Source organism: Hymenobacter taeanensis, assembly GCF_013137895.1.
GTDB lineage: Bacteria > Bacteroidota > Bacteroidia > Cytophagales > Hymenobacteraceae > Hymenobacter > Hymenobacter taeanensis.
This window is the reverse complement of sequence record NZ_CP053538.1, coordinates 1,770,672-1,794,890: the sequence shown is the minus strand read 5'-3', so window position 1 is coordinate 1,794,890 and position 24,219 is coordinate 1,770,672. Positions and strand designations below refer to the sequence as shown.

The 24,219-nt window shown below is 55.4% G+C and carries 19 protein-coding genes; 4 read left to right on the top strand and 15 right to left on the bottom strand.

All coding sequences use genetic code 11. The features are described from left to right. Positions 1-117 precede the first annotated feature (117 nt). The 4 genes from HMJ29_RS07650 to pdhA all read right to left on the bottom strand — a co-directional run bounded on the left by HMJ29_RS07650 (position 118) and on the right by pdhA (position 3,419). Positions 118-501: a TraR/DksA family transcriptional regulator gene (locus tag HMJ29_RS07650; protein WP_135429831.1), complete on the bottom strand. Its 384-nt coding sequence runs from the start codon at positions 499-501 to the stop codon at positions 118-120. Between the two features lie 278 nt (positions 502-779). After that, positions 780-1,256, bottom strand: coding sequence for a 6,7-dimethyl-8-ribityllumazine synthase (gene ribH / locus HMJ29_RS07645; protein WP_171590928.1), 477 nt, complete (start codon positions 1,254-1,256; stop codon positions 780-782). A 170-nt stretch (positions 1,257-1,426) separates the two neighbouring features. After that, positions 1,427-2,200, bottom strand: coding sequence for a tetratricopeptide repeat protein (locus tag HMJ29_RS07640; protein WP_171590927.1), 774 nt, complete (start codon positions 2,198-2,200; stop codon positions 1,427-1,429). Positions 2,201-2,249: 49 nt separating this feature from the next. Next, positions 2,250-3,419 carry a pyruvate dehydrogenase (acetyl-transferring) E1 component subunit alpha gene (pdhA, locus tag HMJ29_RS07635; protein WP_171590926.1) on the bottom strand — a complete coding sequence of 390 codons (1,170 nt, stop codon included), beginning with the start codon at positions 3,417-3,419 and terminating at the stop codon, positions 2,250-2,252. Between the two features lie 66 nt (positions 3,420-3,485). Between pdhA and recF the strand changes: the two genes are divergently transcribed. Together recF and HMJ29_RS07625 are read left to right on the top strand one after the other, a co-directional pair. Then, positions 3,486-4,598, top strand: a complete 1,113-nt coding sequence (recF, locus tag HMJ29_RS07630; RefSeq protein ID WP_171590925.1) for a DNA replication/repair protein RecF — start codon at positions 3,486-3,488, stop codon at positions 4,596-4,598. Positions 4,599-4,675: 77 nt separating this feature from the next. Further along, positions 4,676-4,999, top strand: a complete 324-nt coding sequence (locus HMJ29_RS07625) for a DciA family protein (RefSeq protein WP_171590924.1) — start codon at positions 4,676-4,678, stop codon at positions 4,997-4,999. 261 nt (positions 5,000-5,260) lie between these two features. Here HMJ29_RS07625 and HMJ29_RS07620 read toward each other — a convergent pair whose 3' ends face one another. The 3 genes from HMJ29_RS07620 to HMJ29_RS07610 form a co-directional block, all read right to left on the bottom strand. Further along, on the bottom strand, positions 5,261-5,758 hold the full coding sequence (locus HMJ29_RS07620; RefSeq protein ID WP_216634099.1) for an acyl-CoA thioesterase: 498 nt from the start codon (positions 5,756-5,758) through the stop codon (positions 5,261-5,263). A gap of 283 nt (positions 5,759-6,041) precedes the next feature. Then, on the bottom strand, positions 6,042-6,428 hold the full coding sequence (locus tag HMJ29_RS07615) for a helix-turn-helix domain-containing protein (protein WP_171590922.1): 387 nt from the start codon (positions 6,426-6,428) through the stop codon (positions 6,042-6,044). Between the two features lie 342 nt (positions 6,429-6,770). Continuing rightward, the gene (locus HMJ29_RS07610) at positions 6,771-7,604 is read right to left on the bottom strand and encodes a glycerophosphodiester phosphodiesterase family protein (RefSeq protein ID WP_171590921.1); all 834 of its coding nucleotides are present in this window, start codon (positions 7,602-7,604) and stop codon (positions 6,771-6,773) included. Between the two features lie 115 nt (positions 7,605-7,719). Here HMJ29_RS07610 and HMJ29_RS07605 point away from each other — a divergent pair, with 115 nt between their 5' ends. Then, on the top strand, positions 7,720-8,346 hold the full coding sequence (locus tag HMJ29_RS07605; RefSeq protein ID WP_171590920.1) for a hypothetical protein: 627 nt from the start codon (positions 7,720-7,722) through the stop codon (positions 8,344-8,346). An 87-nt stretch (positions 8,347-8,433) separates the two neighbouring features. Here HMJ29_RS07605 and HMJ29_RS07600 read toward each other — a convergent pair whose 3' ends face one another. The 5 genes from HMJ29_RS07600 to HMJ29_RS07580 form a co-directional block, all read right to left on the bottom strand. Then, a complete protein-coding gene (locus HMJ29_RS07600) occupies positions 8,434-8,715 on the bottom strand; it encodes a hypothetical protein (RefSeq protein ID WP_171590919.1) in 282 nt (93 codons plus the stop codon). 110 nt (positions 8,716-8,825) lie between these two features. Then, a complete protein-coding gene (locus HMJ29_RS07595) occupies positions 8,826-9,464 on the bottom strand; it encodes a rhomboid family intramembrane serine protease (RefSeq protein WP_171590918.1) in 639 nt (212 codons plus the stop codon). Positions 9,465-9,530: 66 nt separating this feature from the next. Next, a complete protein-coding gene (locus tag HMJ29_RS07590; RefSeq protein WP_171590917.1) occupies positions 9,531-10,502 on the bottom strand; it encodes a polyprenyl synthetase family protein in 972 nt (323 codons plus the stop codon). A 307-nt stretch (positions 10,503-10,809) separates the two neighbouring features. Next, the gene (rnr, locus tag HMJ29_RS07585; protein ID WP_171590916.1) at positions 10,810-13,323 is read right to left on the bottom strand and encodes a ribonuclease R; all 2,514 of its coding nucleotides are present in this window, start codon (positions 13,321-13,323) and stop codon (positions 10,810-10,812) included. Between the two features lie 334 nt (positions 13,324-13,657). Continuing rightward, complete coding sequence (locus HMJ29_RS07580; protein WP_171590915.1) at positions 13,658-15,658, bottom strand: ABC transporter ATP-binding protein; 2,001 nt, start codon at positions 15,656-15,658, stop codon at positions 13,658-13,660. A 393-nt stretch (positions 15,659-16,051) separates the two neighbouring features. Here HMJ29_RS07580 and HMJ29_RS07575 point away from each other — a divergent pair, with 393 nt between their 5' ends. Next, positions 16,052-17,038 carry an aldo/keto reductase gene (locus HMJ29_RS07575; protein WP_171590914.1) on the top strand — a complete coding sequence of 329 codons (987 nt, stop codon included), beginning with the start codon at positions 16,052-16,054 and terminating at the stop codon, positions 17,036-17,038. A 216-nt stretch (positions 17,039-17,254) separates the two neighbouring features. Here HMJ29_RS07575 and HMJ29_RS07570 read toward each other — a convergent pair whose 3' ends face one another. From HMJ29_RS07570 to HMJ29_RS07560, 3 genes are all read right to left on the bottom strand, one after another. Then, positions 17,255-17,908, bottom strand: coding sequence for a lipoprotein signal peptidase (locus HMJ29_RS07570; protein ID WP_171590913.1), 654 nt, complete (start codon positions 17,906-17,908; stop codon positions 17,255-17,257). A 274-nt stretch (positions 17,909-18,182) separates the two neighbouring features. Continuing rightward, positions 18,183-21,629, bottom strand: a complete 3,447-nt coding sequence (ileS, locus tag HMJ29_RS07565; RefSeq protein WP_171590912.1) for an isoleucine--tRNA ligase — start codon at positions 21,627-21,629, stop codon at positions 18,183-18,185. A gap of 144 nt (positions 21,630-21,773) precedes the next feature. Continuing rightward, on the bottom strand, positions 21,774-24,212 hold the full coding sequence (locus HMJ29_RS07560) for an efflux RND transporter permease subunit (protein ID WP_171590911.1): 2,439 nt from the start codon (positions 24,210-24,212) through the stop codon (positions 21,774-21,776). Positions 24,213-24,219 lie beyond the last annotated feature (7 nt).

Below are 24,219 nucleotides of genomic sequence, written 5' to 3'. Positions count from 1 at the left end.
TTAATGCTGCCGAACCATGGAAACCACAGGCGGCAGAAAACAGTGCCCGGACCAGCGGCGCGGCTCTGGCAAGAGCCCCGGCCGTGGGTCCGGGCAGAAATATCATCTATCGCGGGTTTAGTCGCGACGGGCCATTTTAGCCTCAATTGAGTGCTGCGTGTGGGGCACAGCGCGCAGGCGTTCTTTGGGAATCAGTTTACCAGTACCGATGCAAACCCCATAGGTACCATTCTTGATGCGCACCAAGGCATTTTCCAGCTGCTGGATGAACTTCATCTGACGCGAGGCCAGCTGGTTCAGGCTTTCTTTCTCAGCTGTATCCGCACCATCTTCTAATACTTTCGAGGAAGAAGCAGTGTTATCGGTACCTGAATCGTTTTTGCGGCTCAGCGTTTCTTTGATAAACGCTACTTCCTTGCGGGCAGCCGTGAGCTTATCCTGAATGATTTGCTCAAACTCGGCCAGTTCTTCCCTGGAATAGCGTAGGGATTCGTCACTCATGTTGGTGCAGGGAGATTAAGGGGGGGATATTAAAAAAAGTTGGCAGCTACTACTGCTAGAGAGCAACTCAACTCGTTATGCATCCCAACAGTATGCTCAGAAAATTAGTTTAGGATTTTCTGAGGCTGTAGGATTACCAGGTTTCGCAGTGGCTTCCGGCGCAGTATTTCTGGCCGCAAAGCTACGGTTTTGTAGCTTATTGAGCTATACTTCAGCTTGATTAGCCTAGCTGACACCAGTTTCTTTAGCTAAGCCAGTTTGCTTATCTGCAATAGCTCTTAAAAACCGAGCATGTGGATGGCGGCAACTGCTCCTTCTACCCCCTTGTTGCCGTGCTTTCCGCCTGCCCGGTCCCAGGCCTGCTCTAACGTGTTGGTAGTCACTAATCCAAATATCACGGGCTTGTTAAACTTCAGTCCTACGTTAGTGATGCCACTGGCCACAGCATGGCAGATATAATCATCGTGCTTGGTTTCCCCTTTGATTACTACACCTAAACAGATTACCGCATCTATTTCCTCGTGCTGGGCTAGCAGTTGCGCTCCTAGGGTAAGCTCAAAGCTGCCAGGTACCGTATTGCGGAAGATATTCTCGGGCTTGGCTCCGTGCTTAAGTAGCGTTTCATACGCCCCGCGCGCTAAGGTGTCGGTTATTTCGCGGTTCCACTCGGCTACTACTAATCCAAAGCGCTTGTCAGAAATATCAATGAAGTTATCGGAGGTGTAGTCGCTGAGATTTTTTAGTGCGGTTGCCATGTGGTTTTTGGTATTTGGTACGAGGTGGCCTAGCGCGTATAGCAGTGCGCCGGAGGTATGTAGTAGTTTGCCTACCTACTATTTTAGCTTCGCTTTGTTTTTTTGAAGGCTATTTATAAACAGAAAAGGTGGCCTAGGCCACCTTTTCTGTTCCTGATGAGGAGGTACAGCTAGTTACCAGCCATAGCCTCATCACGTGCTTTGTATTGCTTTGCCTCGCTGGCTTCAGCAGCAGTGGGGTAGTCAGTTAAGATCTTGTCGTAAGCTGTCACCGCACCGGTGTAGTCCTTCGTTAACTCACGGGCCATGGCCTCTTTCAGCAGGTAGCCGGGCGAGAAGTACTCGTTGGCATTGTGGTTAGCAGCTTTGCTATAGAAGTCGGCGGCTTCCTTCGGCTGGTTGAGCTCCAAGTGAGCATCCCCGAGCAGGGCGTATGCCCGAGCCTGCACCAGCAAATCATCGGAACTGAAGTCCTCCAGGTAATCTACTGCTTGCTGGTACTTGCCTTCCTTGAGAGCACCTACGCCCGCGTAGAAGTTAGCTAGGTTACCTGCCGCCGTACCACTGTACTCTGAAGCTACGCGCTCCAGCCCCAAGTTGCGGCCGTCGCCTTTCATTGCCTTCTGCAGTGAGTCGGCCTCCCAATAGCTAACAGCCCGGAACATGGCAGCCTGCCCTTTTTCATCCTGAGATGAGCGCCACAGGTAGTACCCAAAGGCACCCGCAACGGCTAGTATTACCACAGCAGCCAAGCCCAGCAATACATTCTTATTACGACGCAGGAAGTCCTCTGACTCAGCCAGGCGAATAGCCAGCGCGTCTGGGTCTTCCAGGAGCGGATGCTCCGGGTTATAGGCTTCGGCCGGCTGCAAGGGGTCCGAGGACACTACTTGCTGCTGCTGGCGAGCCTGGGGACTCTTGCCCGTAAAAGGAATCTTCGACATGGGTTTAGCTCAAAAAGGCAGCTACGTGAGGCTGGTTAGTTTCCGCTGACTAGTCGCGGATGTAAGGATAGTCCTGCTGCACGTACACGTCTTTGTACAGCTCGTCGGCGGTAGGGTAAGGGGAAGTTTCTGCAAACTCCACTGACTCCTGAACCTGGGCTTTAATGTTCTCATCGATAGCAGCCAGCTCCTCTTCCGTAGCCATATTATTGGTTAGGATGGTGTGGCGTACTGACTCGATGGAGTCGCGGGAACGATAATCTTCCAGCTCCTCTTTGGTGCGGTACTTAGCGGGGTCACTCATGGAGTGGCCTTTGTAGCGGTAGGTTTTGAACTCCAAGAACGTAGGGCCTTCGCCAGCGCGAGCACGCTCCGCAGCGCGAGCTACAGCATTGTGCACGTCCTCAACGTTCATGGCATTCACTGGCTCCGATGGCATGTCGTAGCTCTCACCCATGGTGTAGAGTTCCGTTACGTTGGAAGAACGCTGCACTGAGGTACCCATTGCGTAACCGTTGTTCTCTACTACGAAGATCACGGGCAGCTTCCATAGCATAGCCATGTTGAAAGCCTCGTGCAGGGCACCCTGACGCACGGCGCCATCACCCATGTAGCAAATGCAGAGGTTGCCGGTCTTGTTGTACTTCTCAGCGAAGGCAATACCAGCTCCCAGCGGAACCTGGCCGCCCACAATACCGTGGCCGCCGATGAAGTTTACGTTTTTGTCAAAGATGTGCATAGAGCCACCCTTGCCTTTTGAGCAACCGGTAGCTTTCGCAAACAACTCCGCCATAATAGCGTTAGGAGAAGTACCCAGGGCCAGCGGATGTGCGTGGTCACGGTAAGCCGTAATCCACTTGTCATCTTTGGTCAGGGCCGATACGGCACCCGCTACGCAGGCCTCCTGGCCAATGTAGAGGTGGCAGAAGCCCTTGATCTTTTGCTGACCGTAGAGCTGACCTGCCTTCTCTTCGAATTTGCGCATGAGCTGCATTTGCTCATACCACTGCAGGTAAGTCTCCTTCGGAAACTCAGGGGTAGCCGGCGTGGTAGCCTTGGGGGCGCCGGTTGCGGCTTTTGCCTCAGCATTCGCTGGGGGCAATACCGAATCGGGCTGCTTCACCGTTTTGGTGTCCTTAGAGGATGCAGCTTTAGGGGTCGACGATTTTTTCGTCGAATTGGAAGCCTTGGAGGCAGCCTTTACTTTCGTCTCCGCCATCTTGCTCTCGGTTGTTCGCGTTTGGGATGCGAAAGTACGTAAAAGGATTGCAATTCCGAACCGCGCATGATTCTAGAAAACCTGCATTTATTGTTCTTCAAGAACTACGACGAGGCAAACCTTTTACTCTCCCCTCACATCAATTGCTTTGTAGGCGATAATGGTAGTGGCAAGACTAACCTGCTGGATGCCATCCATTACCTATCGCTTACTAAAAGTGCCTTCACATCTTCTGATGCACAAAGCATAAAACAAGGAGAAGAGTTCTTTGTGGTGAGAGGCCGTTTTAAACTTTCAGCTGATGACAAGGGCGAGATTATTCAGTGCAGCCTGCGCACCAGTCAGAAGAAATCAGTGCTGCACGACAAGCAGGCTTACGATAGAATATCTGACCACATTGGGCGCTTCCCGGTAGTACTTATCTCCCCGTACGATACTGACCTCATTCGGCAGGGCAGTGAGGAACGGCGCAAGTACTTTGATAGTCTCATCTCCCAGCTCGACCACGAGTACCTGGAAGTTCTGATTAAGTACTCGCACCTTCTTAAGCAGCGCAACTCCCTCCTTAAGCTGGCCGCCGACCGGCAGGGTGGCTACGACCGCGACTACCTATTAGTACTGGACGAACAGTTGGCCCCATTAGGTGAGCAGTTAGCTCAGCGCCGGCAGGTGTTTCTTCAGGAGTTTGAGCCCGTGTTTCAGCGCCATTATGAGCAGCTGGCTGATGCCCGCGAGGTAGTCACGCTTACCTATAAGAGTGAGCTTCCCGGTGCCGATTTTCTTAAGCTCCTCCGCCTTCAGGAGCGCAAGGATATTACCCTACAGCGCACCACTCTTGGCCCCCACCGCGACGATGTTACCTTTCTGATGGATGGCCTAGCCGTGAAAGGCTACGGCTCCCAGGGGCAACAGAAGTCGTTCGCTATTGCGCTTAAGCTAGCCCAGTTTGAAGTACTTGCTGCTCGTAAGCAGCACAAGCCTTTACTCCTACTTGACGATATTTTTGACCGCTTAGATGAAAAGCGCATAACCCGGCTTATGCAGCTTGTCGCGAATCAAACCTTTGGGCAAATCTTTCTTACCGATACCCATCTCGAACGCACCGACCGAATACTCTCCTCCCTTTCTGATGACATCCGTCGTTTTAGTGTTGATTCGGGTAAGGTAACGCTACTGTAGGCCACCTTCAGGCTATCTTTGTCATGAGCTTGCTGGCCCTAGGTTAGTTGCTTTTTCTCGCGCGTTATTATACCAAAATGGCTTTTAAAAAACCTTATTCACCTGAAAATTCCCGTCAGTCGGACATAGTGCCGCTGAAGGATGGTATTAAGGCTTTGTTGAAAGCATACCGGCTTCAGGGAAAGCTCAATGAGGTAGTAGTGGTAGCTAGCTGGGAGCGGGTGATGGGCAAGGCCGTTGCCATGAAGACGCAGGAAGTATACGTTAGTCATGGCAAGCTCTTCGTACGTCTATCCTCGGCTCCACTAAAGCATGAGCTCTTTATGGCTAAGACTCGCGTTCTGGAAATCATCAACGCGGAGGTGGGTGAGGAAGTGATTAAAGAGGTAGTGTTCCTCTAGGCCTGCCTCGCTCAACCTTTCCTCCGCCTTTCTGCGCGTTAGGTCACTTAGCTGTTTTTTAATAGGCTCACATATCCGTGCTCATATCTTTGGGCTGCTTGCCCAGGTGTCTTTTGGCGTTTGACAGCAGTTCCGGTTCTCTGGGTAAGCTCAGCATCTACAATTGGCTTTTTTGGTGTAGCAGCTTAGTATTCATTTCACCTGCTATAGCCTTACCCAATTCCCTCTTCCAGACTGAGCAAAGTAGTAGACAGACTCAGCTTAATACCCAATCTCGCATCGCTCCTCTTGTAGCAGGTGCAATTGTCCATCAACGGCTAGTTCGGTCCGGGCATTATCAAACTCTTTCCGGTACTGGGCATTGAACTCTCGGCGCTTTATGGCTTCTAGAAAGCGCCTCGTGTCTTCTTCATTTTCCAGGCGTAGGCCTGGTACCAGCGTGGGCTTACCCGCATCGTCTTTTGCCACCATTGTGAAGTAAGATGTGTTGGTATGCTTTACCAGTCCGGTACGTACATCTTCGGCTATTACTTTGATGCCGACGAGCAGCGAAGTACGCCCGACATAGTTCACGGAAGCAAGCAAGGAAACCAGCTCGCCCACCTCTACTGGCTGCAGGAAATTGACTCCATCCACGCTTACTGTCACGCAGTAATTTCCGGCATGTTTGGAGGCTGCTGCGTAGGCCACTTTGTCCATTAAGGAGAGAAGAATTCCGCCGTGAATCTTACCCCCAAAGTTGGCATAGGAAGGTATCATCAGCTCAGTGAGCGTGACTCTGGAATAGGAGACGGATCGAAATTCAGGGGCCAGTTGCGACGCCATTATTACTGCTTATAAAGGGTGGTGTTTTGCTTGGCTGTGGGCTGGTCACCGACCTCTATTTGAGGGGCAGACTCTTATGCTCGCTCTATTACCTCTGTGCGCTTTCAGGGCGTTACCTACCCTTACTGTAGCTTCTTCTAAGCAGCCTTTACAGCTGTCAATGTTTCGTGGCCGCTACCTAGATAAGAACAAAAATGTTTCACGTGGAACAAATTTGTCACTTAGGACCATACACCCGTAACAGCAGTTCATTGTAGGCCTCTAGCAGGGAGATATACTTAGCCTGTAGGGCCAGAAGTTGCTTTGTGCAGTCTACTTCAGGCGTTTGGGGTGTAACACTCTTTGATGATACACTGTGAGACGCGAACGGTGTTACAACTGATGTTACAAAAGGCAAAGCAGCTTGTTGTAACGATGTAAAGTCCTGAGAAAAATCGTGACCAATTACATCACCAACTCGCTTTACAAATGCGTAATCAAGTGTATCTTCTTTGAATTTACGGTATATGGTAGGACGTGTAATACCCAGCTCCTCCACTATCCTAGTGATGGAAATACCGCTGTTTTTAATAGCTTCTTGCAGGATTTCGCCTTGGTTTGGCATTCAGGGAGGGTGTTACTATTCGTAGTGTAAATATGTAAAAAGTGTTCCAAACAACCAAACACCTTTACGTAACAATATACAAGTGTAACACTGTAACAATGCAAAAATGATACATTAATTGCATGTTACATACAACACTATGTAACGATACACAAATGAAAAACATGTACAGAAGGTGTAACAGATACAATAGAAAACGGCTGAAATAGCTCAGAAAAGCCATTTCAGCCGTAAAGAGGCTTAGTAAAGGAAGGGGCAGGTGGTAGCTCTCCCTTATGAACTTGGTAGTGTTCTTATCAGGGGTGACCTAAGAACTGAGTGTGCCCTGTTCTAGCTGCTGAGCTAATGCCGCAAGGCAAGCAAACGGTCCGGGTAGTCGGTGGTTATACCGGCCGGCTCAAGGGTAAGAATGCGGTGCATGTCGGTGAGTTCATTCACGGTCCAGGGCACGCTGGCTACTCCTCGGTCACGGAGAAATTTGGCCAACTGTGAAGTGAGTAACGGGTGGTGCATGCCATATACCGTGGGTAAAAAACCAAGCTCCTGCAGGTGCTCTTCGGCGGGGCGCTCATCCTCCACCAGGAGGCACAGCGGCAGTTGCGGAAACAGCTCTCGGGCTACCTGCAGAATGCGTTTATCAAAGCTCAAAAGCGTAACCCTCTCCCCTACCTCCGCAGCAGAAATCTCAGCCAGAACCAAAGCAAGAAACTCAGGTGGGGCAGGGTGAAAAACTCCATCACCAAGGACTGAGCTTTTCACTTCTATGCTGTACCCCACGGGGGAGCGGCCCAGTGATTCTGCATAGCTTTCAGCGTCCTGAAACACCTCGCTCAGCAGGGGCTTGTATGCACGTTCAGAGTGCTGCTCAGGGAAGCCTGGGTGGCGCGTGAGGCCGCAGTCATATTGCCGAATTACGTCGTACGGGAGCTCATACAGGTTGTGCTGGCGCTCCGTTGCCAACTCTATAGGTAACCCCGCCGGAGTACGACAAATAGTACCGGAAAACCACGGCTCGTGGGAGACTACCACTTGCCGATCTGCAGAAACAACTACGTCGAGCTCCAGCACATCTACGCCCAGGGCAAGGGCATGGCGGAAGGCAGGCAACGTATTTTCGGGGCGTAGGCCACGGCAGCCACGGTGGCCATGAATGGCGGGGAATGAGTTCTGAGGCATGTGTGTTGGACTTATTTCCCAACTATACGTGCAAAGACTGGCCTAGCGCACCCAAAGGCGTGCAGAGCCTATAAATCGAGGTACTTTTACTCGCTACATCACCTTTACCTACCTGATGAAAAGAATCATTCTTCTTTTGCTGCTACTTAGCCTGGCTGTAGGTGGCTACTTCTATTACCGCAGCCTGAGTGCCGGCCCTACGTATTCTCTGATGCAGGCTGCAAAGGCCACTCAAACGCACAGCATGACGGAGTTTGAGCGCTATGTAGATATCAAAAGCGTAGTGGGCAATCTGATTGATCAGGTTGCTGATCAGAGCGAAACACTGGACAACGTAATTCCTCGTGGCTTCGCCTTTAAGCAAACATTGCCGCTGTTGAAACCTCAGCTCACGCAAGCCGTCCGGAAGGAAATACAGCGCTATATTGAGACCGGCTCCATCGAAACCCCACTCAATGCTCAATCGATGGGCTCCTTGAACTTGTCTGTGCTAGGGGGTATGGTAGGAACAGTAGCCGGACCTGGTAGCCAGTTCAAGGGCATCAAGTACACCCGGGAGGAAGGCGAACAGGCTAGCATCGGGCTGGAGATAAGCCAGCCCCGGTACGATACTACGCTGGTAGTAGAAGTGAAAATGCGGAAACGCGGCGACCATTGGCAGGCTACCGAGATTGCCAATGCCGGAGCTCTGATCAAGAATGTAGCCCGCCTTGAGAAGCAGCGGCTGGTGGGAAGTAAATAGATTTCCCAGCATGCTTATAGAAGCAAAAAGGCCCGTCGCATTTCTGCGACGGGCCTTTTTGCTTCTACAAAAGAGGAACACTTCCTGTTAAGATTTCTTATTTCTACCTGAAATCAGATAATACAATATCAGTCCAAAGGGTACCAATACAACCAACGTCCAGATCAACTTTTTAATTATGCCCCAAGGCTGTTTGAAAATATCTAGAATGGTCAGAGCGGCTAATATGTAATAAATGACGCCAAATAGGCTTACTGCACCATTGTTCTTATACAAATTAGGGCGGCTACAAGAAGACACAATCAGTGACAGTGCCAGTAGAGGTGCTGCAAACGAAAGTCGATTGATATAGGGAGCAAGCTTGTTCATGATGGAAGAGAGTAAGTGAAAAGGGATTTCAGACACTCTTTACGCGCATTCTGGCAAATAGATATTCAGCCATTGATATATTTTTGTTTATACTGTTAATAATCAATCACTTAACTCAAAAACCCTCTGATTTGATCCCAGAAAAATGGGCCAGCTTTAGGGATAAGTATCAAGGTCACTACTAAGCCATACAGAGCGCCATAGAAGTGTGCATCGTGGTTAATGTTGTCGCCACGGCGGCGACCCATATAGTAGGAATAGGCCAAGTACAAGAAGCCGAAGATGAAGCCCGGTATGCCGAGGCTGGGAGGCAGAGGGAATATGCCAATCTTGTTGGTGGGGGCAAACAGTATGGCTGAGAAGATAACCGATGCTACTCCACCCGAAGCGCCCAAACTGCGGTAGCCAGGGTCGTCGCGGTGGCGGAGGTAGGTGGGAATATCGGAGACGATGATGCCCCCGATATAGAGCAGCAGGAAATACAGGATACCGGTAGTGGTGCCGAAGAAGTTCACAAAGACCTGTTCCACAATCTGGCTGAAGGAGTAAAACGCCAGCATATTGAAGAGCAAGTGACCGAAGTCGGCGTGCAGGAAACCAGAGGTGACGAACCGGTACCACTCATTGCGGCGGCGCACTTCGTAGGGGCTGAGAATCCAGCTGTCCATCAGTTCCTGGCTAGACCAGGCATACATGGAGATACCGCAGGTAAGGGCAACCAGTACCAGCGTGGGGCTAAGATTGAGCATAGAGAAAGGCGAGATGAAAAAGAGAGCCAGAAGCTGGTTTCTGAAACCGCTTCTGGCCGAGAATGTCTACTGCTCGCGGTCCATGAGTTGGAGGGCCAGCTGATGCAGGGGCTTTTTACGCTCTGCGGAGGCCGCCACGCGCTCCAAGTGCTGCAAGGCATCTAGGAAGTAGGTATTGATGAGAGCTTCCGTCTGAGGGCGTATTCCGAGCTCATCGTAGATTGCCCGCACCGCCTGCACCTTAGCATCGGCATCTATCACGGGCTGGCCTACGTGGTGGGCTAGCGTGGCTTGCTGGGCCGGCGTGGCCTGAGCCTGGGCAGTGAGCAGTAGGAAAGTCTTTTTGTCGGATACGATGTCGCCGCCCACACGCTTGCCGAAGGTGGCGGCGTCGCCGTACACGTCCAGCAGATCGTCGCGCAGCTGGAAGGCCACGCCAATCCCTACCCCGAACTGGCGGAGGTGGTCGGCATCCTCACGGGAAGCGCCGCCGAGCAGGGCACCCAGCTCCAGGGCAAAGCCCAGGAGCACGGCCGTTTTCAGGCGGATCATGTCGAGATACTGGTCAATGCTGACCTGCGTTTCTGTCTCGAAGCTCATATCCCACTGCTGGCCTTCGCAGACCTCAGCGGCGGTTTGGGAGAAGCGGCGCAGCACGTAGGCCAGTAGCTCGGGCTTCACGTCCAGGAACAGCTCATAGGCCCGCACCAGCATCACGTCGCCGCTCAGGATAGCCACGTTGGGGTTCCACTTCTCGTGCACGGTGGCCTTGCCCCGGCGCAGGGGCGCCTGGTCCATCAGGTCGTCGTGGAGGAGGGTGAAGTTATGAAAGACCTCGGTAGCCAAAGCCGGCTTCAGTACGGGGTCTAGGTCATCGGTAAACAGATGGGCACCTAGCAGCGTGAGCAGAGGGCGGATGCGCTTGCCCCCGAGGGCCATGATGTAGCGAATGGGCTCGTAGAGCGCGTCGGGCGCTTCGCCGTAGCGTAGCTGGCCTAGGCCAGTAGTGAGGCGGTCGGTGAGTTGGGACAGGTCCACAGAAACGGATATGGTTCGAAGGGGAAAGGTACGGAGGAGTCGGTTGGGATGGATGGGTGGCCTAGGCCAGGTGGCAGGCTACAACGTGCCCGCTTAAACTGTCATTGCGAGCGAAACAAGCCTTCGATTTCAGCATGTGAAGCCTTAAACAAAAGAAAAGCCCTTACCTCCCAAGTGGAAGTAAGGGCTTTTGAATAGGTCAATGGTTTGCGCACAATCAAGGAAGGATTAGCTACGCTGTCCTGCGGTTGCTTCGTCGTGCCTCCTCGCAATGACAGGTTGTCCTAGGCCACTTGCTGGTACTGGCCTAGCGGCGCTTGCCGCCTTTGCCGCCGGGGCGGCCTCCTCCGCTGCTGCGCTCGGGGCGGTAGCCGCGGGGCTTGCTGCCTTGGCGGCGGTCCTCCTGCTCGCGACGCTTCACGTGGTCGGGGCGCTCGTCTACCAGTTCAAAGTCGATGGTGCGGTCGAGCAGGTTGGCGGCTTTTACCACCACCTGCATCTCGTCACCGAACTGGATAATGCGCTTGGTGTTGCGGCCCACGATGCGGTAGTTGTCGCGGTCCAGCTCGAAGAAGTCGCCAGGAATTTCGTTGAGGCGAACCATGCCTTCGCACTTGTTCTCCTCGATTTCCACGTACAGCCCACGCTCCGTAAGGCCCGACACCACGCCGGTGAAGGTCTCGCCGATAACCTCCGACATGAACTCTACCTGCTTGTATTTGATGCTGGCACGCTCGGCGGTGGCGGCTAATTTTTCCCGCTCGGAGGAGTGCTTGCACTCTTCTTCCACGGGGCCGACCTCCACATTCTTGCCACCCTCCAAATAGTGCTCCAGGAGGCGGTGCGCCATCATGTCGGGGTAGCGCCGGATGGGTGAGGTGAAGTGCGAATAGTGCTCGAACGCCAGACCGAAGTGGCCTAGGGGCTCGGTGGTGTAAATGGCCTTCGACATGGTGCGCACGGCCAGCGTCTGGATGACGTTCTGCTCCGGGCGGCCCATCACCGTCTCCGACAAATCGTTGAGCTCGGTGCTCAGCTTTTTGGGGTTGGTGAGGTCGAGGTTGTGGCCGAACTTCTTTGCGAAGAGGGCGAAGTTCTGCAAACGGTCGGGGTCCGGGGCTTCGTGCACGCGGTACACCATGGTGAGGCGCGGCTTGCGGTTCTTGAGCTTGAACACGAACTCAGCCACCTTACGGTTGGCCAGCAGCATGAACTCCTCAATCATCTTATGGGCGTCCTTGCGCTCCTTCACATACACCCCCTGAGGCTTGCCATTTTCATCCAGCTTGAACTTCACCTCCTGCGTTTCGAAGCTGATAGCGCCCTGCTTAAAGCGGGCCGCGCACAGCTTCTTGGCGATGCTGTTCATCAGCTGAATCTCGGCGGTGTAGTCGGAGTCCAACCCTTCAATGCGCTCCTGGGCCTCTTCATAGGCGAAGCGACGGTCGGAGTGAATGATGGTTTTACCGAACCAGGAGTTGTAGAGCTTGCCGTTTTCGTCGAGCTCAAACACCGCTGAGAAAGTCAGCTTGTCCTCGTTGGGGCGCAAGGAGCAGAGACCGTTGGAGAGGCGTTCGGGCAGCATGGGAATCACCCGGTCTACGAGGTACACTGAGGTAGCCCGGTACTTGGCTTCGCGCTCCAACTCGGTGCCGGGCCGCACGTAGTGGGTCACGTCGGCAATGTGCACGCCAATCTCCCAGTGGTCGTTCTCCAGCTTCCGGATGGACAGGGCATCGTCGAAGTCCTTGGCATCGGCGGGGTCAATGGTGAACGTGGTCACGTCGCGGAAGTCGCGGCGGCGCTCAATCTCGCTCTGCGGGATGACGTCGGAGATGGATTCGGACTCGGCTTCTACGTCCGTGGGGAACTCGAAGGGGAGCCCGAACTCGGCCATGATGGCGTTGATCTCGGCCTCGTTTTCGCCGGCCTGTCCGAAGCTCCGCACCACTTCTCCAACTGGTGAGCGGCCTTCACCACCCTCCGGAAACTCGGTGATGCGCACCAGCACTTTCTCGCCGTGGTTGGCGCCGTGTAGGTTCTCGAAGGGCACGAATACATCGAAGTAGAGCTTGCGGCTATCGGGCTTCACGAAGCCGATGCCGCCCTGCACAAACAGGCGGCCCACTACCTCGGGGCGCACCCGATTTATTACCTCCACCACGTCGCCCACGGGGCGGCCGTCGCGGGAGCCACGCAGGCGCAAGCGCACGGTGTCGCCGTGCATGGCAAACTTCAGGCGGTCGGTGAACACGCGCACATCGGTTTCGCTCTCCTCACTGATGACGAAAGCAAACTGATCGGTGGCCAGGGAAACGGTACCCGTGATAGTCTGGGCATCGTGCTCCCGACCGGGCCGGCGGCGCGTGTCTGGCTCGTCGGCATCGGGGAAGTCGAAACCCGCCTCGCGACGACGGTGCACCACGGGGTCTTGGCCAAATTCCGTTTCGATGGGGCGGCCACTGCGGCGCGCAGGCACCGGCGTATTCTCGGGGTTGCGGGCCCGCCGGCTGCTAGCCGGAGCGGTGGCAAATTCGGTGATGCCGGGGTCTGTGAGGCGGTACTCGTCGTTCTGGAGGAGGGTAATCAAGCCCGCTTTCTTGAGGGCTTTGAGGTGGTCGAATATCTCCTCGCGCTGCTGCTTGGTAGTGACACCGAGGCGGCGGGAGAGCTGGCGGTAGGCCAGTACTTTGGTGGGGTTGTCGCGGAAGATCCGAAACACGAGGTCTTTGGATACCGATGCGGCAGCGGTGGCTTCTTCGCCACGGGCCGCCTTCGCGCGAGGTGCGCGGGGGGCGGCGGAATCGTCTTTTCTTTTCATCAGAAAATAAGAGCCGCCAGTGGTTGTCTTTTTCGCAGGCGGCGGGGTTGATATGAGGAAGGCTAGTAGCAATACGAGGCCTTCCGAAGTAAGGTACTGGAAGCGCTAATCGACGCTTCTGAGAGATGATACGGAATATATCGGCAAATAACTATTTCCGCCGGTAGCGGGAAGGTTACGGTTGCGTTACGCGGGTGGTTAAAAAGAACGGGCACCCGGTTGTAGAGGCGCAATATTTTGCGTCTCGTCGTTGAACAGTCCTATCAGAACAAGTAGCCCAGAACGGTCCGGCGCAAACAACATCAACACCGATGAGACGCAAAATATTGTGCCTCTACGCCCGGCTGGCTACGGCCGCCCGGATGTCGGAGGGTTCGTCCTTCGGGATAGCGGCCAGCAGCTGCTGGGTGTACTCGTGCTGGGGGTTGGCATAGACCTCAGCCGCTAGGCCACTTTCTACGATCTGCCCCTGGCGCATAACCAACAAGCGGTCCGACATGAAGCGGGCCACGGAGAGGTCGTGGGTGATGAAGAGGTAGGTAATGCCGAACTCGCGCTTGAGGTCGTTAAGCAGGTTGAGCACCTGAGCCTGCACCGATACGTCGAGAGCTGAAACCGACTCGTCGCAGATGATGCACTTGGGCTGGAGCGCCAGGGCCCGCGCAATACAAATGCGCTGGCGCTGGCCACCGCTGAACTCGTGCGGGTAGCGGAGGTAGTGTTCTTCCTTGAGGCCTACGGTCCGGAGGAGCTCCATCACGCGGGCTTTCTGCTGTTGGCGGGTACCGCCTACGCCGTGCACTTGCATGGGCTCCTGGATGGCCTCGCCCACTGTCAACATCGGGTTGAGGGCAGCGTACGGATCCTGGAAAATCATCTGAAACTCACGGCGGCGGCGGCGGAGTTCCCCGGCTGGGAGCTTGGCCAAATCCACCCCTTCAAACAGGATACTGCCCGAGGTTGGTTCCACCAGTCGCAAGAGCGTCCGGCCTAGCGTAGTCTTGCCGCAGCCCGATTCTCCTACCAGTCCCACCGTCTCGCCGGGGTAGATGTCGAAGCTCACGCCATCCACGGCCCGCACGTATTCGGTGGTGCGGTTGAAGAAGCCTTTGCGAATGGGAAAGTGTACGTTCAAGTCGCGGACTTCTAGTAGTGGCCTAGCGCCGACAACGAGCTCTGTTGGTACTTCCGCTGCTTCGTAAACCACTGCCGACTCCGAGGCTACCGTAGTTGGCACGTCTATTTCCGACACCGCATTTACCCCAACCACCGGAGTATCCAGTAAGGGCTGGCCAGATTCTAGGCTGGGAGCCGTTTCTAGCCCGAAAAACGGTTCATCGGGGCGTGAAACAGGATGTTCCACGGGGAACGTTTTGGTGATTTCACTATTGTTGTGAGAGGCTAGGCCATCTTGTTCACCAATTTCATTAGCAACGAGTTGTGTAGGGACAGTTTCAGTGGCAACAAAGCTTCCATCGGCCGTTTCACGCATGAAATCGGCTACTACGGGCAATCTTTTTTTGCCAACTGATAATTTTGGGCGGCAAGCCAGCAAGCCCTTGGTATAGGGGTGCTGGGGGTTGGTGAATATGTCGAGCACCGGGCCTTGCTCCACTACCCGGCCGCGGTACATCACCATAATGCGGTCGGCTATTTCGGCTACCACGCCCAGGTCGTGGGTGATGAAGATGACGGCCGTGTTGTGCTGGCGACGGAGGTCGTCGATGAGGTGCAGCATGCGGGCCTGCACCGTCACGTCGAGGGCGGTGGTGGGCTCGTCGGCGATGAGGATGGCGGGGTTGCAGGCCATGGCCATGGCAATCATCACGCGCTGCTTCTGGCCCCCACTGATTTCGTGGGGGTAGCTGCTGAATATCTTTTCGGGGCGCGGCAGCTGGGCCATGCGGAACAGCTCCACGGTGCGCGCCTCCGCTTCCTTCGCGCTGAGGGTGGTGTGCAGGCGCAGGGCTTCCACCACCTGACTGCCGCAGGTGTACACCGGGTTCAGCGAGGTCATGGGCTCCTGAAAAATCATCCCGATGTCGTTGCCGCGCACGCGCTGCAGCTGTTCCTCGGAAAGCTTCAGCAGGTCCACCTCCCCTAGTGCTTCCGATTGAAACTGTGCCTCCCCCGATGTGATGCGGCCGGGCGGCAGCGGAATCAGTCCCATCAGGGCCAACGACGTCACGGACTTGCCCGAGCCTGACTCGCCCACGATGGCTAGCGTCTCGCCCCGCCGCAGATCAAACGAAATGTTCTCCACGGCCCGCGTATCGCCGCGGTGGCTGGAGAAGTCGATGGTCAGGTTACGAACGGAAAGAATGGGCTGGGACACGGCGGCGACGAAGGAGGAAGCGGAAAAAAGTAAAGATAGGCAGGCAGGCAGTAGCTTGCGGCGCAAGTCTCCCGTATGTCATTCTGAGAGGCGCGAGGAATCTCGGGACCGGCCTAGGCATTGTTTGAATTTCTCTAGAACGTCATGCTGAGCGGAGCCGAAGCATCTCTACCTCTGACTAACTACTGGCCTAGAACAGTACCCGCTCCATAACCCAAGGTTTACACCTTGGGCTAGTGAAAGCACGAAGCAGTAGAGATGCTTGCCTACGGCGACCTTCGGTTCGACAAGCTCAGCATGACGGCCTGTAGGAGCATGAGCAACCTCTAGGTCACTCCCCAGATTCCTCGCGGCTCTCGAAATGACAACCCAAACCCAACTCAACCAACACATATGCACTACCGCAAACTGGGCAAAACCGGCTTCAACGTTTCCGAAATCAGCCTTGGCACCTGGCAGGTAGGTGGCAAGTGGGGCGACCCATTCAGCCACGAAACCGCCGACTCCATCCTGAACAAAGCCGTGGATAGCGGCATCAACTTCATTGACACCGCCGACGTGTACGGCGACGGTGAAAGCGAAAAGGCCGTGGGCCGCTTAGTCCGTAGCCGTTCTGAGCGCGTGTACGTGGCCACCAAATGCGGCCGGCAGCTGCAGCCCCACGTGAATGAGGCCTACCAGCCTGAGGCAATTCGGAAGTTTGTGGAGGCCAGCCTGCGCAACATGCAGCTAGAAACCCTCGATCTGATTCAGCTGCACTGCCCGCCCACGGAGGTGTACTACCGCCCCGAAATCTTCGAGGTGTTCGACCGGCTCAAGGACGAGGGCAAGATTCTGAACCTGGGCGTGAGCGTAGAAAAGGTGGAAGAAGGACTCAAAGCCCTCACGTTTTCCAACGTCACCACTATTCAACTCATCTTCAACATGTTTCGGCAGCGCCCCACGGAGCTGCTATTCCGCGAGGCCAAGCGCCACGATGTGGGCCTGATTGTGCGCGTGCCGCTGGCTAGTGGCCTGCTTACCGGCAAGTTCTCCCCCCAAACCACCTTCTCCCCCGACGACCACCGCCAATTCAACCGCGACGGCGCCGCTTTTGATAAAGGCGAAACCTTCGCGGGCGTTGACTACGAGACTGGCCTAGCCGCCGTGGAAGAGCTGAAAAAAGTATTCCCCGATCAGCCCAACCTCGCTCCCATTGCTCTGCGCTGGGTGCTGATGTTCGATGAAGTGAGCTGCGTAATTCCTGGCGCTTCCAAGCCTAGCCAGCTCGAGTCCAACCTCAACGCCGCGGAGCTACCCGCGCTGTCAGGTGAGCAAATGGACGCCGTCCGCAGCATATATGAGCAACGCATCAAGCCGCTGGTGCATAATCTGTGGTAAGAAGAGTGGCCTAGAACGACCAAACCAGAACGTCATGCTGAGCGCAGTCGAAGCATCTCTACCTCTGGCTATTCAACTGGCCTAGAACATCAGCAACGAAGCGGTAGAGATGCTTCGACTGCGCTCAGCATGACGTTCTCTTGGTTTGCTTTTTAAGCATAAAAAAGGCCCGCTGGAACAGTTCCAGCGGGCCTTTTTTATGGTTTTTAAGCTTGTCTAGGCCACTTCTGAGGCTTCGGCATCGAGGCGGGCTTGGGCCGCGGCGGCATCGTCGGCGGCTACGGGGTGGTCGTCGTCTTCGTCGTGGCTGAAAAAGCGGTTCTGGAAGATTAGAATCAGGGCTACACCTATGAAGATAGCGGAGTCAGCAATGTTGAAAATGGGCCATAAGGATACATGGGAACCACCAACTAAGGGCCAGGAAGCGGGCAAGATGCCTTCGTAGATATCCACGTAGAGCATATCAATCACCTGCCCATGAAACCATGGCGTGGGCGCCGTAATGGGGGCGTTGTCGTAGATGATGCCGTAGAAAATAGAGTCGATCAGGTTGCCGATGGCCCCGCCCAGAATTAGGGAAACGCAGGTGATAAGGCCTTTGGGCGCGTGGCGCTGCCAGAGCTTGTAGATGTAGTAAGCAATACCTGTTACGGCTACTAGCCGGAAGCTGGTAAGAAGAATTTTACCGTAAGGAGGCGGCAGCTCCACCCCGAAAGCCATGCCGGGATTCAGGGTGTAGTGCAGCTTAAACCAGTCGCCGATGAGGTGAATTTCATCGAAGCGGTCCATGTAGGTGTGCACGGCCCACTTTGAGAGCTGATCAATGAGGATGACCAGCAGGGCCACCAAGTAATACTTCCAATACTTCATAAGCACAAAGTGACGCAGAATTTTTGACTCCGCTGCGTGGCGCCCCACTACAGCCTCTGCGTCGTTAGTATATGTTCGGAGGCGGCTTTTGTGCCGATATAAACCCGTTTTTTGAGGATTTGTGCGGTGTTATGCCAAACGCTCCTTCAACGGCAAACTTACTCTAAACAAACGTTTTTCCGGGTGAGCCATGCTGAGCTATTTATGCACAAACAAAAGGGCCGCGAAACGTATGTTTCGCGGCCCTTTTTAGCTCCAATAGTGGCCTAGGCCACTAGCTGTTGGCTACTTCCAACTGCACAGGCACGGTGTACTCATCGAACTCCAAGACAGAACCGCCATTCAAATCCGGGGCAAAGTTCAGGGCCAGGGCCTGCACTTCTTCGCGGATGTAGTCGCCGAACGACTGCACGGCGGCTTGTAGCTCGGGCTGCTGGCCCAGCGTCACCCGGATTTTGTCCTGCACTTCCAGGCCGCTGTCTTTGCGCAGGTTCTGGAGGCGGTTCACCAATTCGCGAGCTACCCCTTCCTGGCGCAGCTCGTCGGTCAGGGTCACGTCGAGGGCTACCGTGAGGGGGCCGTCGGTGGCTACGAGCCAGCCGGGCAGGTCCTGGGTGCGGATTTCCACATCGTCGGGGGCCAGCGTGAGGGCTTCACCATCTACTTCTACGGCCAGCTGACCGGTTTTTTCGAGGGTGCTGATTTCCTCGGGGGTCATCTGCTGGATGCGGGCACCCACGGCTTTCAGCTTGGCACCGTACTGCTGGCCCAGGCGCTTGAAATTGGGCTTCACCGACTTCACCAGCACACCGCTGGTATCATCGAGGAACTCCACGTGCTTCACGTTCACCTCGGCGCAGATCAGGTCTTCCACCTTGCCTACCTGCTCGCGCGTGCTTTCGTTGAATACCGGCACCAGGATGCGCTGCAGGGGCTGACGCACCTTCAGCACCGACTTCTTCCGCAGGGAGTGCGTGAGCGAAGAAATGCGCTGGGCTAGCTCCATGCGCTCCTCCAGAGCCTTGTCGATGCGGGTTTCATCGGCCTGCACCAGCAGCGTGAGGTGCACCGATTCAGGGGCTAGCGGCGTATTCTTCGCTACGGCTTCCTCGCGCATGCCGTCGGTCATGTTCTTATAGAGCCACTCCGCGAAGAAGGGCGCAATAGGAGCCATGAGCTGCGAAACCACCACCAGGCATTCCTGCAGGGTTTCGTAGGCGGCACGCTTGTCCTGGGTCAGCTCGCCTTTCCAGAAACGGCGGCGCGAGAGGCGCACGTGCCAGTTGGAGAGCTGATCGGTAACGAAATCCTGGATGGCGCGGGCGGCCTTCGTGGGGTCGTAGCCATCGTAGTGGCCGCGCACTTCCACAATCAGCGACTGCAGCTTGCTCAGAATCCAGCGGTCCAGCTCGCTTAGCTCCGTGTAGGGCACGCGGTCAAACTCGCGGGCCTGGAAGCCGTCGAGGTTGGCGTAGAGGGCGTAGAACGAGTAGGTGTTGAACAGCGTGCCGAAGAAGCGGCGCTGCACCTCCGTAATGCCGGCCAAGTCGAACTTGAGGTTGTCCCAGGGCTGGGCGTTGGCAATCATGTACCAGCGCGTAGCGTCGGGGCCGAACTGCTGGATAGTGGCAAACGGATCCACGGCGTTGCCGAGGCGCTTGCTCATCTTGTTGCCGTTCTTATCCAGCACCAAGCCGTTGGCCATCACGTTCTTGTAGGCCACTGAATCCTCCAGCATTACGGCCAGCGCGTGCAGGGTGAAGAACCAGCCGCGGGTCTGATCCACGCCTTCGGCAATAAAATCAGCCGGGAAGTTCTTCTCAAACTTCTCTTTGTTCTCCAGGGGGTAGTGCCACTGGGCGTAGGGCATGGCGCCGCTATCAAACCACACGTCGATGAGGTCGGTTTCGCGGTACATAGGCTGGCCCGAAGGCGATACCAGGAAGATATCGTCTACGTAGGGGCGGTGCAGATCCATCTTCTCCCCGTTGGCGTAAGGGTTGTGGGTCATAACCTCAGCCGCTACGGCCTTGTCAATCTCCTGCTTTAGCTGCTCTACCGAGCCGATGCAGATTTCCTCCGTACCGTCCTGGGTGCGCCAGATGGGCAGGGGCGTGCCCCAGTAGCGCGAGCGGCTCAGGTTCCAGTCCACCAGGTTTTCGAGCCAGTTGCCGAAGCGGCCGGTACCGGTGCTGGCGGGCTGCCAGTTAATGGTTTTGTTGAGCTCGATGAGCCGGTCTTTTACCGCCGTGGTCTTGATAAACCAAGAGTCCAGGGGGTAATAGAGTACGGGCTTATCGGTGCGCCAGCAGTGCGGGTAGGTGTGCTCGTACTTCTCCACTTTGAAGGCCGTACCGTCGCCTTTCATGCGGATGGCAATGCTTTCGTCGAGGGTTTTGTAGTCGGCGCCGCTCTGGTCGTGGCCGTCGTAGTTTTTCACCCAACGGCCGCCAAACTCGCCCATTTGCTGCACGTAGCGGCCGGTGCGGTCCACGATGGGGCCTAGCTTGCCCTCATCGTCGGCTACCATCAGCGCAGGCACATCAGCCTGCTGGGCAGCCCGGAAGTCATCGGCGCCAAACGTAGGCGAGATGTGCACGATGCCGGTACCGTCTTCGGTAGTCACGAAGTCGCCAGGAATTACGCGGAAGGCGCGCTCCTCCCCTTCAAACGCCGGGAAGCCTTTATCGTGGCCAAACAGACGTTCGTAGCGGATGCCAACTAAGTCAGCGCCTTTGAAGGTATTCTCGATGCGCCAGGGCAACACTTTGTCGCCGGGCTTGAAGTCTTCAAACGAAGCGTTTTTGCCTTTCTCCGAGAAGTAGCGACCTACCAATGCTTCCGCCAGCACCACCCGAATGGGGGCGTAGGTGTAGGGGTTGAAGGTGCTTACCAGCACGTACGGAATGTTTTTCCCGACTGCTAGGCCAGTGTTGGCGGGCAAGGTCCAGGGTGTAGTCGTCCAGGCCAGGATGTACACGTCTGGTTCGGCGGCACTATCGCCATACAAGGCAGCCAACGGCACTTCGTCTACCTGTACATTGCTGAACAACTGCTCCGATTTCTCGTCGCGCTTTACCTTGAACTGGGCCACGATGGTCGTGTCCTTCACGTCGCGGTAGGTGCCGGGCTGGTTCAGCTCGTGCGAGCTTAGGCCAGTACCAGCAGCGGGAGAGTAGGGCTGGATGGTGTAGCCTTTGTAGAGCAGGCCCTTGTCGTAGAGCTTCTTGAGCAGGGCCCAGCAGCTCTCAATGTACTCGGGCTCGAAGGTGATGTAGGGGTCATCGAGGTCAACCCAATAGCCCATTTTCTCGGTGAGGTCGTCCCACTGGGCTTTGAAGCGCATCACGGTTTCGCGGCAGCGCTGGTTGTAGTCCTCAATGCTGATTTTCTTGCCGATATCCTCCTTCGTGATACCCAGCTCCTTCTCTACCTGCAGCTCAATGGGCAGGCCGTGGGTGTCCCAGCCGCCTTTGCGGTTCACCTGCTTGCCCAGCAGGGTCTGGTACCGACAGAAGATGTCCTTCACCGTCCGGGCCATCACGTGGTGAATGCCGGGGGCACCGTTAGCCGAAGGTGGGCCTTCATAAAACACGAACGTAGGCTGCCCTTCGCGGGTGCTTACGCTCTTCTCAAAGATGCCGTTCTGCTTCCACCACGCCAGGATATCGGTGCCGACCTGGCCGTAGTTGAGCGGCTGCTTGTATTCGGGGTAGTTCATTGAGTGGGGGTCGTTGTATCAGAACGTCATGCTGCGCCTGCCGAAGCATCTCTACGGCTAGCTATTTAAGTGGCCTAGGACCAACTCAACGAAGCGGGAGAGATGCTTCGGCAAGCTCAGCATGACGGTGGTAAGAATAGTGGTTTAGCCGTTCAATTTAGGCTGCACCTGAATACGGTTCAGATTCAGTTCCAGGTCGTCGTCTTCCTCGTGGTAGTTGTCGTCGTAATGACGAATACTGGACTGGTCGATGACATCCTCGTCCTTGCCGTGCTCAAAGGTAACCAGCAGGCAGGGCAGCAGAATCAGGTTGGAGAAGTTGGTTATTAACAAGCTGGCCGACATTAACAGGCCCAGGGCCTTGGTGCCACCAAACTCTGAGAAGGCAAACACCGAAAAGCCCAGAAACAGTACAATGCTGGTGTAAATCATGCTGGTGCCGGCCTCCGAAAGCGTGGTGCTGATGGCCGCCTTCACGCGGCGGCCGTTAGCGGCCATTTCCTGCCGGAACTTGGCCAGCAGGTGAATGGAGTTGTCGCCATCAATACCCAGCGCAATGCTGAAAATAAGCGCCGTGCTGGGCTTAAGCGGAATGCCAAAGTAGCCCATAATACCGCCCGTGAGCAGCAGGGTGAAGAAGTTAGGCAGCAGCGTAAAGAACACCGCCCGGATGCTGCGGAACAGGATCAGCACTACCAAGCCTACGAGTACGAAGGCAATAATCAGGCTTTCCTTGAGCGTGCCAATGAGGTACTCGTTGCCTTTGGTGAAGATGACGGTAGTGCCGGTCAGCTTTACATCCATGCCCGTGCCGTTGAAAATCTTCTGAATCTGGGGTTGAATCTGGTTGCTAAGCAGCGTATCGAGGTTGCGCGAGCCGATGTCGGCAATCTTCAGGGAGATGCGCGCCCGCTGCATGGTGCTGTCGGTGAAAGAGCGCAGCAGCTTACTGGTGAGCTGGCCCTCGTTGCCTTTCGTAGACTGCGAGTGGGCCAGGTAGCTGAAAATGTAGTTCTTCTCAGAGTTATCGGGGAGGCGATAATACTCGGGGCTACCGTTATAAAAGGCCTGGGTAGAGGCCTTCAGGAAGGTAACCACACTCACGGGCGTAGTTAGCACGGGCTGGGTGCGCAGGAAGTTCTCCAAGCGGTCAATCCGCTCCAGGTTCTTGAGCTTCAGCAGGCCTTTGGGCTTGCCGGTATCCACTACCATTTCCAGGGGCATAACCCCGTTGAAGTGCTGCTCAAAAAACTTCAGGTCGGAGTTTACCGACGAATCCTTGGGCAGGTCATCGACCATGTACGACACTGATTTCACCTTCGTAACCCCAAACGCGGCCAGCACCACAAAGGCCAACGCCGCCAGGTACACAGTACCGCGGCGCTCCAGCACCAGGTAGTCGAAGAATTCCAGCAGCTTGGTTAGGGGCTTAGCCTCCAGGTGCTCCAGCTGCTTGGCGGTAGGCGGAGGCAGAATGGTGAAGATGATGGGCATCAGAATAAATGACACCACAAACGCCACAAAAATATTGAGGGTAGCCACCAGCCCGAACTGGTACAGAATGGCAATGTTAGTGAAGCAGAACACCACAAAACCAATGGCCGTGGTGGTGTTATTCATCAGGGTCACTAGGCCAATCTTGCGCACCACCCGTGCCATGGCCAGCACCTGGTTACCCGATTTGCGGTAGTCGTAGTGGTAGCGCGAGAGCAGGTAGGTGCAGTTTGGAATGCCAATAACAATGATAATACTGGGAATCAGACCGGTAAGCAGGTTGATTTTATAGCCCAGCAGTACCATGGAGCCAATGCACCACGTTACTACAATCAGCACAATCAGCAGCGGGAACACCACCGCCGACCACGTCCGGAAGAACATGAGCAGCGTGAGGGCCATCATCACAATGGTGAGGCCTACAAATAGCTTCATCTCGGAGGCTACCTTGGTGGTCATGGTGGCCCGCACGTAGGGCAGGCCGGCGTAGTGCATCCTGATGCCCGTCTTCTTCTGAAAGCGCTCTGCGTGGCCCAGTATCTTTTGCATCACAGCCTCTCTCCGGCTAGAATTCAAATACTTGGGGTCCATGGTGAGGGCCAGGAGCGTGGCCCCGGTAGTGGGAGAAATCAGCTGACCCTTATAAAACTCCTGCGCGTTTACTACCCGCATCAGCGAATCGAGCTCGGGCTGGGTTTGGGGGAAGTGGCGGAAAATAGGAACAGCCCGGAAGGTTTGGTTGCTGGTATCTTTCTCCAGCTTCGGCAGGCGGGTTACACCCAGTATGCCGTTTACGCCTTCCACCTTGCTGAGCGTATCCGTGAGCATACGCAGCTCATTGAAATTACCAAGCTTATACACGGAGCTGTCCTGCATGCCCAGTACGAGCACGTTGCCATCTTCCCCAAACGTGCGCTTGAACTTCTGGAAGTACACCATGTCGGGGTCGTTGGGCGACACCACCTGCGCAAAGTCGTAGGTCATCTGCACCTTACGCGCTTCCCAGGCCATAAACGCCGTGATGACAGCCAGCAGCCCGATAAGCAAGCGGCGGTTCTTAATGACAAACAGAGCGAGGTTTCTCCACATAGGCTGC